This window comes from Streptomyces sp. NPDC036813 (assembly GCF_055609245.1).
Genome location: NZ_JBVJPV010000001.1, coordinates 232,669 through 245,508, shown reverse-complemented (window position 1 = coordinate 245,508; position 12,840 = coordinate 232,669). Strand labels below are relative to the sequence as shown.

Annotated in this window: 11 protein-coding genes; 5 read left to right on the top strand and 6 right to left on the bottom strand. The window is 74.0% G+C overall.

Going from position 1 to position 12,840, the window contains the following annotated elements:
• Positions 1–72 precede the first annotated feature (72 nt).
• Positions 73–840: a hypothetical protein gene (locus tag ACZ67Q_RS00985; RefSeq protein ID WP_471174836.1), complete on the top strand. Its 768-nt coding sequence runs from the start codon at positions 73–75 to the stop codon at positions 838–840.
• A 496-nt stretch (positions 841–1,336) separates the two neighbouring features.
• Here the strand turns inward: ACZ67Q_RS00985 and ACZ67Q_RS00980 are convergent, their stop codons facing one another.
• On the bottom strand, positions 1,337–2,089 hold the full coding sequence (locus tag ACZ67Q_RS00980; RefSeq protein ID WP_471174835.1) for a GntR family transcriptional regulator: 753 nt from the start codon (positions 2,087–2,089) through the stop codon (positions 1,337–1,339).
• 167 nt (positions 2,090–2,256) lie between these two features.
• Here ACZ67Q_RS00980 and ACZ67Q_RS00975 point away from each other — a divergent pair, with 167 nt between their 5' ends.
• Positions 2,257–3,120, top strand: a complete 864-nt coding sequence (locus ACZ67Q_RS00975; protein ID WP_471174834.1) for a (2Fe-2S)-binding protein — start codon at positions 2,257–2,259, stop codon at positions 3,118–3,120.
• A gap of 381 nt (positions 3,121–3,501) precedes the next feature.
• Entirely contained in the window at positions 3,502–4,545 is a 1,044-nt protein-coding gene (locus ACZ67Q_RS00970; protein WP_471174833.1) for a DUF2637 domain-containing protein, read from the top strand.
• 93 nt (positions 4,546–4,638) lie between these two features.
• On the opposite strand, the gene ACZ67Q_RS00965 is transcribed toward ACZ67Q_RS00970, so the two are convergent.
• From ACZ67Q_RS00965 to ACZ67Q_RS00955, 3 genes are all read right to left on the bottom strand, one after another.
• Positions 4,639–5,115 (bottom strand): ATP-binding protein, encoded by a 477-nt coding sequence (locus ACZ67Q_RS00965; RefSeq protein WP_471174831.1) that lies wholly within the window; start codon positions 5,113–5,115, stop codon positions 4,639–4,641.
• 302 nt (positions 5,116–5,417) lie between these two features.
• The gene (locus ACZ67Q_RS00960; RefSeq protein WP_471174829.1) at positions 5,418–7,160 is read right to left on the bottom strand and encodes a pyruvate dehydrogenase; all 1,743 of its coding nucleotides are present in this window, start codon (positions 7,158–7,160) and stop codon (positions 5,418–5,420) included.
• Between the two features lie 95 nt (positions 7,161–7,255).
• A complete protein-coding gene (locus tag ACZ67Q_RS00955; RefSeq protein WP_471174828.1) occupies positions 7,256–8,716 on the bottom strand; it encodes a protein phosphatase 2C domain-containing protein in 1,461 nt (486 codons plus the stop codon).
• 419 nt (positions 8,717–9,135) lie between these two features.
• Here ACZ67Q_RS00955 and ACZ67Q_RS00950 point away from each other — a divergent pair, with 419 nt between their 5' ends.
• Together ACZ67Q_RS00950 and ACZ67Q_RS00945 are read left to right on the top strand one after the other, a co-directional pair.
• Complete coding sequence (locus ACZ67Q_RS00950; RefSeq protein WP_471174826.1) at positions 9,136–10,119, top strand: helix-turn-helix domain-containing protein; 984 nt, start codon at positions 9,136–9,138, stop codon at positions 10,117–10,119.
• A gap of 60 nt (positions 10,120–10,179) precedes the next feature.
• Positions 10,180–10,662, top strand: coding sequence for a DUF456 domain-containing protein (locus tag ACZ67Q_RS00945; RefSeq protein ID WP_471174824.1), 483 nt, complete (start codon positions 10,180–10,182; stop codon positions 10,660–10,662).
• Positions 10,663–10,889: 227 nt separating this feature from the next.
• Here the strand turns inward: ACZ67Q_RS00945 and ACZ67Q_RS00940 are convergent, their stop codons facing one another.
• Together ACZ67Q_RS00940 and ACZ67Q_RS00935 are read right to left on the bottom strand one after the other, a co-directional pair.
• The gene (locus ACZ67Q_RS00940; RefSeq protein WP_471174822.1) at positions 10,890–11,378 is read right to left on the bottom strand and encodes a methylated-DNA--[protein]-cysteine S-methyltransferase; all 489 of its coding nucleotides are present in this window, start codon (positions 11,376–11,378) and stop codon (positions 10,890–10,892) included.
• The gene (locus ACZ67Q_RS00935; RefSeq protein WP_471175968.1) at positions 11,375–12,766 is read right to left on the bottom strand and encodes a DNA-3-methyladenine glycosylase 2 family protein; all 1,392 of its coding nucleotides are present in this window, start codon (positions 12,764–12,766) and stop codon (positions 11,375–11,377) included. Before ACZ67Q_RS00935 ends, ACZ67Q_RS00940 begins: the two co-directional genes overlap by 4 nt.
• Between the last annotated feature and the right edge of the window lie 74 nt (positions 12,767–12,840).

Here is a 12,840-nt window from a genome sequence, read left to right as displayed (position 1 = left end):
TTGGTGCTGGAATGCCGCCACTACTCATAGCTCAATGGCGTGCTCGGGGAGGGCAATGTGGCGCATACCGCCATGTCTGGTACCGGAACGACCGCAGCTGACGATCCCCTCCAGACCGCGGTATGGCGGCTGCGCTCCCGCGCATGCTGGGCCGACGCGGCGGAACTGCTGAAGCCGGACACCGCGGCCGCGGCTCTCCAGCGGGCCGCGCTGCTGGCGGAACGCTGCCTGTACACCGAGCGGGGCTGGGAGGAGGCGGAGGACGCGCTGCGCACCGCGGAGGCGCTGGCCCACACGGACGAGGAGCGCGGGGCGGCCGCTTGTGAACGCGGGTACGTGGCCTACGCCGCGACCCTGCACGGGGTGCGCGACCGGGCCGACGAGGCCCGCGCCGCGCTCGGCCGCGCGGCGGCCCTGATCCCCCGCGACTCCCACGCACGCGCGTTGCTGGACTTCCGCCGCGGTCTGGTCGCGCAGAACCTCGGCGACGCGCCCCAGGCGGCGCACGCCGCGTTCCGCCGGGCCCACGCGGGCGCCACCGCGCACGCCGACCCGCTCCTGCTCTCCTTCACCTGGCGTCACCTGGCGGGCCTCGCCCTGCGCGAGGGCGAACTGGCCGAGGCGCGCCACGGCTTCACCGAATCCCTGCGGCTGCGCGAAGAGCTGGGCTACCTCGTCGGTACGGCCCCGGCCCTGGCGTCCCTCGCGGACACCGAACCGGAACCGGAGGCGTCCCGCCTGCGCGAGGAGGCCCGCCGCCTCTTCCGCCTCCTCGGCGGAGTCCCCACCTGGCTGGCCGCACAACTGGCACCACCGGCACCGGATGCGGCAACGGCGTAGGCTCCACCGAACGCCGCCCCCGCTCGCGGCTGCACGTCCGGTGCGGGCGCGTCGTGGCGGGTCGCGCAGTTCCCCGCGCCCCTTAGGTGGCCTGTGCGGGCACGTCGTGGCCGGTCGCGCAGTTCCCCGCGCCCCTTAGGTGTCCACGGTGGCCGACCGCCCGAACGGACCCCCCGGCCCGCGCCGTGCCCCGCACACAGACGGAAGGGGCTACGGGCCGCAGTCGCGTACGGCGGGAAGGGGACGGGGTGGGGGGTGTCCGCCCGCAGCGGCCGGCACCGGGCAACGGTGCGCGCGTCGGGGACGGGCGGCCGGACCGAGGACGGACATCCCCCACCCCGGCCCCGATTCACCACGCACCGCAGGCGCGACACCAGCCCACCACGCACGCAACGGGCCGCCGCAGGCACAAAAGGGGCGCGGGGAACTGCGCGACCCGCCCCCACCGGCCCGCAGACGAACGGACGGCCCCCACGTACCCGCAGACGGGCGACCGTCACCCGCAGTGCCCGGAAACCAACCCCCGCACCACATCCACCGCCCCCGCGATCAACGCGTCCAGCAACGCCACGTGCTCAGCCGCGTCAGCGAGCAGCTCCGCCCGCCCCCCACCCGAAGGCCACTGCCCGCGCCGGTACAAGTCATCGACGATCCGCACCAACTGCGAGTTGCCCGCCAGCCCCAGCACCCCCCGATGGAACGCCCGGTCGGACTCCGCGTACGTGGCCCGGCACCCGGACGCCGCCGCCCGCACCGTCGCCTCGGCCAGCGGCCGCAGTTCCGCCCATCGCTCCACCGGCACCGTGCGCGCGAGCCGCAGCATCACCGGCACCTCGATCAGCGCCCGCACCTCGACCAGCTCGGCCAGCTCACGCGCGTCCCGCACCACGACCCGGAACCCCCGGTTGGGCACGACCTCCACGGCACCCTCGAGCGCCAGCTGCTGCATGGCCTCCCGCACCGGCGTCGCCGACACCCCGAACCGCTCCCCCAGCGCGGGCGCGGAGTACACCTCGCCGGGCCTCAGCTCCCCCGCGACCAGCGCGGCGCGCAAGGCATCGAGGATCTGTCCCCGCACCGACGCGCGCTGCACCACCGGCCGCTCACTGTGCGTGTGCTCACCGCGCACCGCCTCGTCCCGGCCGGCGGCCACCCGGTCCACATCCGCTGCCGTCGGCTGCACCGGCACACGCACCCCGTGCGCGGCGGCGGCCCCGGTCCCGGCAGAACCCTGCGCCCCCTGTTTCACGGGTCCTCCTGCGGGCTTGTCGGTGCTTGGGGTCATTACGACGGGTTGTTACTCGTCCGTCAAGCACCTTAGGCCCAGAACCCACCAGCTCAAATCCGATCAAGAACGGTCGAGAGATCCAGTAAGGTAAGCCTTACCTTCAATCCCGCTCAGGATCGGTGGTCCCCATGCCCGTCCAGCCCACCCGCACCGCGGCCGCCCCCGTCGCGTCCGCCCCCACCGCGGACGCGTACGCCCGCCTCACCGAGGCCTACGCCGGGCTGACGATCATCGAGCTGCATCCGCAGACCCCGCTCCCCCAGGACGGCAACTGGACCCCCGCCGCCGCACTCGCCCACGACCCGGCCGCCCTCGACGCCTTCCTGGCCTGGGACGACGCACAGGTGCGGCGCGACTACGGCACCCGCGCCCGCCCCGACGTCGTCGCGAGCTTCGCCCTGCACCGCTACGCCTGGCCCGCCTGCCTGCTGATCACCGTCCCCTGGTTCCTGGACCGCCGCGTCCCGCGCCTGCCGGTGACCCACGTCGCGTACGACCGCACGGCGGGCCGCATGGCCGTGCGTCCCGCCTCCTTCGCCTGCCTGCCGGGCGACCCGGCGGCCGCCCACCCCGCCGCCCGCGTGGTCCCGGACGAGGAGGCCCTGCGGGCCGAGGTGCGCGGGGCGATCGCCGAGCACGCCGAACCGCTGCTCGCCGCGTTCGGCCCGCGGATGCGGCGCCGTGGCCGCGCACTGTGGGGCATGGTGACCGACGAGGTCGTGGAGGGCCTGTGGTACGTCGCCCATCTGCTCGGCGAGGAGGAGCGGGCGCGTCACGAACTGGAGCTTCTGCTGCCGGGCGCGACGAAGCCTTACGCAGGCGCGGCGGCGTTCCGCGAACTGACCGGCCCGAACGGCGAACGACTCCCCACCAGGGACCGGGCGAGCTGCTGCATGTTCTACACCGTCCGCCCCGAGGACACCTGCGCCACCTGCCCCCGCACCTGCGACACCGACCGCCTGGCCAAGCTCCTGGCGACCGCGGCCATCTGACGCGCCGCCACCGCGCGACCCACCATCACCGCCCGAGGCCCCTCGGGCCCACGAGAGCACGCCTCGCGCGCAGTTGACGCCTCCTCGGACACCCACGTCACCCCGGCATCCACTAAGATCAGCCGCGAGTGGGACACGCGTACGGACACAGCCGTTTCACACCTTCCTCACCACGCGCAGGAAGTTCCCGTGGAACCACCCGTACGGGTAGTCTTATTCGAACTCAACTCCCGCCCCTCACGCGGCAGTTCGAGCAGAACGCCGTCCTGGGCATCCCCTTGCACCTCCTTGGCGGCCTCTTGCCCCGAAACCCCCTGAGGGACGGCGGGATTGGGCCACTATGGCGGGCGTTACGCCCTATCCCAATGCAAGGGACCCGTGATGAGACTGACCGACATATCGCTGAACTGGCTGCTTCCGGGCGCCGTACTGCTCCTGGGCATGCTGGCGGCGGTGGCGGTGCTCGCGCGCGGAAAGCGCTCCTCCGGGGAGAACGCGAGCGCGGACGACTCGTGGGAGCGCGCCGAGGAGCGCCGCAGGCGCAAGGAGGCCCTCTACGGCACGGTCTCCTATGTGCTGCTCTTCTGCTGCGCCGCGGTTGCGGCCGCGCTCTCCTTCCACGGACTGGTGGGCTTCGGTGAGCAGAACCTGAACCTGACCGGCGGCTGGCAGTACCTGGTCCCGTTCGGCCTGGACGGGGCGGCCATGTTCTGCTCCGTGCTCGCGGTGCGGGAGGCCAGCCACGGTGACGCCGCCCTCGGCTCCCGGCTGCTGGTGTGGATGTTCGCGGCGGCGGCCGCCTGGTTCAACTGGGTGCACGCGCCGCGCGGCATCAACCACGCCGGTGCCCCGCACTTCTTCGCGGGCATGTCGCTGTCGGCTGCCGTGCTGTTCGACCGGGCGCTGAAGCAGACCCGCCGTGCGGCACTGCGCGAGCAGGGGCTGATCCCGCGGCCGCTGCCGCAGATCCGGATAGTGCGCTGGCTGAGGGCGCCGCGCGAGACGTACAGGGCCTGGTCGCTGATGCTCCTGGAGGGCGTGCGCAGCCTGGACGAGGCCGTGGACGAGGTGCGCGACGACAAGCGGCGCAAGGAGGAGTCGCGCAGGCTGCAGCGGGAGAAGGACCGCGTGGAGCGGGCCCAGCTGAAGGCCATCAGCCGCGGACACGGCGGTTACGCCGGCCATGGCGCCGGCCGCGAGGTGGAGGTGCAGGCGGTGGAGCGCGGCGGCAACGAGCTCTCCGCGGAGCCTGCCATATCGACGGCGGAGCAACTGCCCGTACGCGCGCGTCCCTCCCTGCAGCCCGTCCGCCGGGCGTCTGACGCGATCACCGTCGACCTCACCGCGGAGGACGACACGCAGGCCCTGCCGCGGCTCGACTCCCTGGAGCGCAAGCTCAAGGACCTCGAGCAGCAGTTCGGCTAGGAGAACCAGCAACGGGGCGGGGCCGCGACCGGCAGGGTCGCGGCCCCGCCCCGTTGCCCACGCGTGGCGCGCCCGAGCCCGCCCGTCCGCCGCTCACGCGGCGTGCAGCTCGAACCAGACCGCCTTGCCCACCCCGTGCGCCCGCACTCCCCACGCGTCCGCGAGGGACTGCACCAGCATCAGCCCCCGGCCGTGCGTGTCGTCGTCGGCGTCCGCCACGCGCAGCCGTGGTCTGCGGCCGACGAAGTCCCGCACCTCGACCCGTACGCCGCGCGGCCAGACCGTCGCCGTCAGCACCGCCTCGCGGTCGGTGTGCACGAGCGCGTTGGTGACCAGTTCGCTGGTCAGCAGCTCCGCCGTGTCGGCTCCTGCGGTCCTCCCCCACTGCCCGAGCAGCTCTCTCAGGGCCCTGCGCGCCTCGGACACCGCCCGCAGGTCACGTCGTGCGAGCCGGCGCCGCAACTGCGGCGCCGGTATGCGGTCCCCGCCGCTGTCCGTCCTGTCCTCCACTGCCTCGGCCGAGTAGGCCCCCGTCGTCACCGGTACGCTCCTTCGTGCCTGCCTGGTCATGACCCCCGCCTGCGTGCCGATGGCCGTATCCCTCCTGCTCGAACACGTTCACGGGATGCATGCCCGGCCGGTCGGGAGGCAGTCATCCGGGCTCGGCGACAACCGGATGTTCGGCCACCGCGCGGCCGGGCGGCGTACGCGCTCGCGAAGCCGCCGGGGCGGTCACGCCGTCCGCGCACACCCTCCGACCGCCCCCTGGGCGGCGCGCCCGCGGGAGGTGGGGCCACAGGGGACACACGGCACCCGGTTCCCGTCCCCGGAACTTGGCCGGATAGCGACGTTACGGAAGGCGCACAGAAGGCCTAGGGACGCGGCACGTTGCGCAGGTTGGAGCGGGCCATCTGGAGCATGCGGCCGACTCCGCCGTCCAGCACGATCTTCGAGGCGGACAGGGCGAAGCCGGTGACCATCTCGGCGCTGATCTTCGGCGGGATGGACAGCGCGTTGGGGTCGGTGACGATGTCGACGAGCGCCGGACCCTTGTGCCGGAAGGCGTCCTTGAGCGCACCGGCGAGTTGCCTGGGCTTCTCCACCCGGACCCCGTGGGCACCGCAGGCACGGGCGACCGCGGCGAAGTCGGGGTTCTTGTTGGCGGTGCCGTAGGAGGGCAGCCCGGCGACCAGCATCTCCAACTCCACCATGGACAAGGCGGAGTTGTTGAAGAGCACGACCTTCACCGGCAGGTCGTACTGGACCAGGGTGAGGAAGTCGCCCATCAGCATGGAGAACCCGCCGTCGCCCGACATGGACACCACCTGGCGGCCCCGGTCGGTGAACTGGGCGCCGATCGCCATCGGCAGCGCGTTGGCCATCGAGCCGTGCGAGAAGGAACCGATGATCCGGCGGCGGCCGTTGGGCGAGAGGTAGCGGGCGGCCCAGACGTTGCACATCCCGGTGTCGACGGTGAACACGGCGTCGTCGTCGGCGAGTTCGTCGAGGACGGCGGCGACGTACTCGGGGTGGAGGGGGACGTGTTTGTCGACCTTGCGCGTGTACGCCTTCACCACCCCCTCCAGGGCGTCGGCGTGCTTCTTGAGCATCTTGTCGAGGAAGCGCCGGTTGTCCTTGGTCCGCACACGCGGGATCAGGCAGCGCAGCGTCTCGCGAACGTCCCCCCACACGGCGAGGTCCAGCTTGGAACGCCGTCCGAGGTGTTCGGGCCGCACGTCGATCTGCGCGATCTTCACGTCGTCGGGCAGGAACGCGTTGTAGGGGAAGTCGGTGCCGAGCAGGATCAGCAGGTCGCACTCGTGGGTGGCCTCGTAGGCGGCGCCGTAGCCGAGCAGCCCGCTCATCCCGACATCGAAAGGATTGTCGTACTGGATGAACTCCTTGCCGCGCAGCGCGTGTCCCACCGGGGACTTGATCTTCTCTGCGAACTCCATGACCTCGGCGTGCGCCCCGGCGGTGCCGCTGCCGCAGAACAGCGTGACGCGTTCGGCCCCGTCGATCAGGTCGACGAGCCGGTCGATCTCGGCGTCGCCGGGGCGGACCGTGGGCCGGGCGGTGACCAGGGCGGACTCCGCGGCCCGCTCGGGCGCGGGCTCGGCGGCGATGTCACCGGGCAGGGTGACGACGCTGACGCCGCTGCGGCCGACGGCGTTCTGGATGGCGGTCTGCAGCAGCCGGGGCATCTGCTTCGGGTTGGAGATCAGCTCGCTGTAATGGCTGCACTCACGGAACAGCTGGTCGGGATGGGTCTCCTGGAAGTAGCCGAGGCCGATCTCGCTGGAGGGGATGTGGGAGGCGAGGGCCAGCACCGGCGCCATCGAGCGGTGGGCGTCGTAGAGACCGTTGATGAGGTGGAGGTTGCCGGGTCCGCAGGAGCCGGCGCAGGCGGCGAGCCGGCCGGTGATCTGCGCTTCCGCCCCCGCGGCGAAGGCGGCGGTCTCCTCGTGGCGGACGTGGATCCAGTCGATGGCGGCGTTGCGTCGGACGGCGTCCACGACCGGGTTGAGGCTGTCGCCGACGACGCCGTAGAGACGTTTGACGCCCGCGCGGACGAGGATGTCGACGAACTGTTCGGCGACGTTCTGCTTGGCCATGGCTGCTCGTCTGCCCCTTCGCTGTCCGGCGGATGCCCTCGGGTCCCGGGTCGCTGATGGCGTCCCGCCTTCCCATGGAGGCACAGCGGGCGCGGTTACGCCTCCCACACAGCGGCGGCCGTACGGTCGTCGGCGTACCCCTTGACCCTCACCTGGGCGTCGGCGAGGAAGGCGGCGAGGCCCGGCGGTTCGGGGGCGGACCACCGGCCGCCGAGGTGGGCGGCGAGTTCCGGCTCCCCGAGGAAGGGCTCGGCCAGGCCCGCGGTGCACATCAGCAGCACATCACCCGGTCGGGCGAGCGAGGCACGGAACCGGAAGGGCGCACGGGGCGGCTCCGGGGCCGGCTCGTACGGGCTGGGCGGTGTCGGGATGCCGAGGTCCATGGTGAGCCGGTCGCCCTGCGGCGTCTCGGCCGGCGGCGACCCGAACCCGACGACGGCCTCACCCGTCGGCACCTCGGTCACCCGCGGCTCCAGATCCTGCCATTCGCCGCCGCGCAGCCGGAACAGTCCGCCGTCGCCGACGCCGAAGAAGACGCGGGTACGGCAGGCCGGGTCGGCGGGCAGCAGCAGGCAGCGCAGCGTGGCGGAGTACTCCTCGGGCGCGAGGCCCTGTTCGGCGGCGGCGGCACGCAGCCTGCCGAGGCTGCGGTCGGTGAGCCGGTGCAGCCCCGACTTCAGGTCACCGCGCCGGGCGGCCCTCAGATCCTCGACGAGCCGGACATGACTGCGGCCCACGGCCCGGCCGATCCACCGGCACACGTCGGCCGCCGCCCGGTGCGTACCCGGCGTGGCACGGGCGCCGGACGCCATGGCCACCAGCAGCAGGGCGTGCTCCCCGTGGCCGAACCGGGCGGTGAGCAGCGCGTCCCGGCGCGGCTCCCCGCGAAAGCGCGCGGAGTCCCCGCGCACCGACACGGCCCGCACGGTGCACACCCCGTACCGCGCCCCGTCCAGCACGGTGTCCGGCACGAGATCGTCCAGGTCGTCGGGGTCGGCGGCGGGCAGAGCGGTGGGCTCGGCGTCGTAGGTGGGCGGGCCGGAGCCGACGTGCGGGCGTGACGCGGGAAGCGGGACGGGGTGGACGGAGGCGTCCTGCTCACCTGTGCCGGCCCCGCTGCCACCGCCCGCGGAAGCTTCCGTCCCGGAGCCCTCGGCCCTACGGCCGCTGCCGGCCCCGTACGCCCCGGGCCGCCCCGGCGATTGCGCCGCCCGCTCCTCGGGGCCGGGCGTGACCGGCCCCGGTGGGAAGGTCACGGGGCCGGGCGGTGTCGCGGGCGGTGGTTCCCAGGGGGCTCGCGGCCGGCCGCTGGACGGGGCCGGGGGCCGGTCCCGCTGCGGTGGTACCGCGGGCGCCGGTGGCCCGCAGGTGTCCGGAGGCTTCGCGTCGTCAGGTGCCCCCTCACTTCGACGGCCGAGCGTGCCCGCCGCCGAGGCGAAGCGGTCGTCCAGTGAATCGGGCACCGCCGTGGGGCCCGTGTCCGTCGTGGCGTCGTCGTACAGCTGCCCCCACCAGTCGTCCTCCCGGCCGGTGGGCCTTCCCCCCTGCTGGCTCATGCCCCCAATTGTCCACCGTACGGCCCGGATGAAAACGGGGCATCCGGAAAATCCGGCCCCGGGGGGCGCGTTGGACGGCGTGTCGGGCGACCCGTCGAACAAGGAGACGAACTCCCGGCCCGCGCCGGGGACTTGACGGCCGCCGGGCGGCCCCACCCCCCACGGGAGGACCGCCCGGCGACGACAGGGTGACCGGGCCCCGGATCCCCTTCGCGCGGATACGCGTCCCGGGCCCCGGTCACGTCGGAGGACGGCCCGCGGCGGATCGCCGGATGATCACAGGAAGCGGCCGTGGCCACACCTTGGCAGAGGGAGCGGTCGTGCGGCGATGATGTCGGGCGGCGGGTTTGCGCCGTGGCTGTTTTCCGCCACGGCGGGCACGCCACGGCTGGTGGAATCCGACGGGAGGGCGCGCGCTGATGCTGGCGGCGATCGGGCTGGACGAGACGGACGAGTCGGCGTACCGCGCCCTGGTGTCGCTGGGCGCGGCCGACGTACCTGACCTGTCCCGCCGGCTGTCGCGGACCGAACCCGACACCGAGCGTGCCCTGCGCCGCCTGGAACGCCAAGGTCTGGCCGCACAGTCGTCCGGCCGGCCCGGCCGCTGGGTGGCCGCCCCGCCCGGCGTGGCGCTCGGCGCGCTGCTCACCCAGCGGCGGCACGAGCTGGAGACGGCCGAGCTGACGGCGGCCCTGCTGGCCGAGGAGTACCGGGCGAGCGCCGCCGAACCCGCCGTGCACGACCTGGTCGAAGTGGTCACCGGCGCGGCCGCCGTCGCCCAGCGTTTCCTGCAACTCCAGCTCGGCGCGACCGAGGAGGTGTGCGCGCTGGTCACCGGCAACCCGATGGTCGTCTCCGGCACGGACAACGACGCCGAGGAGCAGGCGGCCGGCCGGGGCGTGCGCTACCGGGTGGTCGTGGAGCGCTCCGTGCTGGACCTGCCGCACGGCTTCACGGAGCTGACCGCGGCACTCTCCCGCGACGAACAGGTCCGTGTGGTGGACGAGGTCCCGACGAAGCTGGTGGTCGCCGACCGCGCCCTCGCCCTGGTGCCGCTCACCACCCGCCGTGCGGAGCCCGCCGCGCTGGTGGTGCACGCGAGCGGGCTGCTGGAACTCCTGGCCGGCCTGTTCGAGTCGGTGTGGCGGAACGCGCTGCCGCTCCGGCTCGGTCCGGACGGAGTGACCGAAGAAGGCCCGGACGGTCCCGACACCACCGACCTGGAGATCCTCTCCCTGCTGCTCGCCGGCCTCACCGACGCGAGCGTCGCCAAACAGCTCGACCTGGGCCTGCGGACGGTCCAGCGCCGCGTGAAACGCCTGATGGAACTCTCCGGCGTGACCACCCGCCTCCAGCTGGGCTGGCACGCGTACGAGCGGGGCTGGGTGACCCGGGACGCCTAGACGGGCCCCGCGCGGTCCTCCCCACCTGCGCCTTCCCGCTCGCTCCGGCACCCTGGGCAGATGGGAGTGTGGGAACTCCTCCTGGTCGGGGTGGTCCTGCTGCTCGGCCTGTGCGGAGTGCTGGTGCCCGGCGTGCCCGGCTCATGGCTGGTCTGGGCCGCCGTGCTGTGGTGGGCGCTCAAGGACCCCCAGCCGGTCGCCTGGGGCCTCCTGGTCGGCGCCACCGCCCTCCTGCTGCTGTCCCAGGCGATACGCGGGCTGCTGCCCCCGCGCCGCTTGCGCGACGCGGGCGCCACCCCCCGCATGGCCGTCTACGCCGGCCTCGGCACGCTGACCGGATTCGTACTGCTCCCCGTACTGGGCGCGATCCCCGGCTTCCTGGGCGGCATCTACCTCTCCGAACGCCTCCGCCTCGGCCGCCACGGCGAGGCCCGCGCGGCCCTGCGCACGGCAATGCGCTCCGGCGGCTGGAGCGTGCTGGCGGAACTGTTCACCTGCCTCCTGATCACGGCAGCCTGGCTGGGCGCAATCCTCTGGGCCTGACCCCCAAGCGACCCGCACCGCGCACGCCACGACGCTCCCGCACCCCCCACCCCGGCCCCGACCCACCCACCGGCCGCAGGCGACGCACGCCACAACGCGACCGCAACGGGCCGCCGCCGGCACGAAAGGGGCGCGGGGAACGGCGCGACCAGCCCCCACCGGCCCGCAGCCGAAGAACAACCAGGCGCCGCAGGCGAACCGCCCGGCCGCCGGCAGGCACCCGCCCCCTACAGCACCCCCTCCAAAGCCAGCAGCCGCGTCTTCCGCTCGAGCCCACCCGCATACCCGGTAAGCGATCCGTTCGCCCCGATCACCCGATGGCAGGGCCGCAGCACCAGCAGCGGATTGGCCCCGATGGCGCCGCCGACGGCCCGCACGGCGGCCCGCGGCGCACCGATCCGCGCGGCGATCTCGCCGTACGTGGTGGTCGCCCCGTACGGCAGGGAGTCCAGGGCGTCCCACACCCGCTCCCGGAACGCGGTGCCGTGCGCCCGCAGCGGCAGGTCGAACTCCTTCAGGTCGCCGGCGAAGTACGCGGCGAGCTGCTCGGCCGCCGCGCGGAAGGGCCCCTCGTCGTGCCGCCAGCCGTCCTGGACGGTCCGGCCGCCCTTCTGCTCCGGCACGGACAGCGAGGTCAGCGCGCCGTCCGGGTCGGCGGTGAGCAGCAACGGCCCGATCACGCTGTCGAGACGGGTGAAATAGGTCTGGGTGGTCATCGGTTCTCCAACTCCCCTGCGACCAGCAGGTGCTGTACGGCGTAGGTGCGCCAGGGGCGCCAGGTGTCGGGCAGGGCCCGGCCGGGCGGGGCGACGTCCGGGTCGCCGAGCGCGCGGGCGCGGATCACGGCGACGGTGACGGCGTCGATGCCGGGCAGTGCGCGCAGGGCCTGCTCGGCGTCGTCCCGGTCGGCGCCGGGATCGAGCCGCAGACGGCCGTCGGCCAGGGCGGCGGCCAGTGCCCCGAGGGGCGCGCCGGGCTCGGCCTGCGCGAGGACGGCCGGCTCGGGGAAAAGGCGGGTGAGGCTGCCGCAGGGAGCGTCGAGACGTTTGCCGTACGCGAGGACGAGCCGCTGGGTCTCGGCCGGTCCGGCCAGGGCGCGCAGCGCCACCTCCTCCGGGTCGGCGGCGCCCGGTGAGCGCAGCCCGGGGCGGGCGGCGACCAGCGGGGCGAGCCGCGGGTCGCCGCCGAGCCGCTCGTCGACGGCGTACGGGTCGGCGTCCAGGTCGAACAGGCGGCGCAGCCGCTGGACGGCCGTGGTGAGGTCGCGCGGGTCGGTGAGGTGGAGCCGGGCGTCGAGCCAGCCGCCGGGGTGGGCGGCCGAGGCCCTGGTCTCGGTGCCGGTGCGCTCCGCGACGGCGGCGATCCCGGTGCCGTACGGCAGCCGCAGCGTGCGCCGGTAGGTGCGGGCGCCGGGCGGTCCGCTGACCTCTTCGACGCCGGGCACGGCCTCACGGGCCAGCAGGTCGAACACGGGGCCCGCCTGGTACGGCCCCCGGTGGGCGAGCCGCAGCGGGATACCGGCGCCGGGCATGTCGTCCCGCCGGGCGCCGGGTGCGGCGGCCCGCAGTTCGCTCGGGGTGGAGGCGTAGATGGCCTTGATCGTGTCGTTGAACTGCCGGACGCTGGCGAACCCGGACGCGAACGCGATCTCGGTGATCGGCAGCTCGGTGGTCTGCAGCAGCACGCGCGCGGTGTGCGCCCGCTGCGCCCGGGCCAGTGCGACCGGCCCGGCACCGAGTTCGGCGGTGAGCTGCCGCTGCACCTGCCGGGCGCTGTAGCCGAGGCGTACCGCGAGCCCGGCGACGCCTTCGCGGTCGACCACGCCGTCGCCGATCAGCCGCATGGCACGGCCGACGACGTCGGCGCGGACGTCGTGGTCGGCCGAGCCGGGCACGGCGTCCGGACGGCACCGCCGGCAGGCCCGGAACCCGGAGCCCTGCGCGGCGGCGGCCGTCGCGAAGAACCGCACGTTGCGACGCTTGGGTGTCACGGCCGGGCAGCTGGGACGGCAGTAGATCCCGGTGGTCTCGACGGCGAAGAAGAACTCGCCGTCGAACCGGGCGTCCCTGCTGCGCACGGCCTCGTACCTGCTGTCCTCGTCCATCACGAGACCCAGTCTCCGGCATCCGACGAGCCCCGACTGGCGGAAATCGGACGTGAAGGTGATCCAGCTGCCTG

Coding starts and splice junctions, on each gene's coding strand:
- ACZ67Q_RS00985 (WP_471174836.1), top strand. CDS start 73: ATGTCTGGTACCGGAACGACCGCAGCTGACGATCCCCTCCAGACCGCG.
- ACZ67Q_RS00975 (WP_471174834.1), top strand. CDS start 2,257: ATGCCCGTCCAGCCCACCCGCACCGCGGCCGCCCCCGTCGCGTCCGCC.
- ACZ67Q_RS00970 (WP_471174833.1), top strand. CDS start 3,502: ATGAGACTGACCGACATATCGCTGAACTGGCTGCTTCCGGGCGCCGTA.
- ACZ67Q_RS00965 (WP_471174831.1), bottom strand. CDS start 5,115: ATGACCAGGCAGGCACGAAGGAGCGTACCGGTGACGACGGGGGCCTAC.
- ACZ67Q_RS00960 (WP_471174829.1), bottom strand. CDS start 7,160: ATGGCCAAGCAGAACGTCGCCGAACAGTTCGTCGACATCCTCGTCCGC.
- ACZ67Q_RS00955 (WP_471174828.1), bottom strand. CDS start 8,716: ATGAGCCAGCAGGGGGGAAGGCCCACCGGCCGGGAGGACGACTGGTGG.
- ACZ67Q_RS00950 (WP_471174826.1), top strand. CDS start 9,136: ATGCTGGCGGCGATCGGGCTGGACGAGACGGACGAGTCGGCGTACCGC.
- ACZ67Q_RS00945 (WP_471174824.1), top strand. CDS start 10,180: ATGGGAGTGTGGGAACTCCTCCTGGTCGGGGTGGTCCTGCTGCTCGGC.
- ACZ67Q_RS00940 (WP_471174822.1), bottom strand. CDS start 11,378: ATGACCACCCAGACCTATTTCACCCGTCTCGACAGCGTGATCGGGCCG.
- ACZ67Q_RS00935 (WP_471175968.1), bottom strand. CDS start 12,766: ATGGACGAGGACAGCAGGTACGAGGCCGTGCGCAGCAGGGACGCCCGG.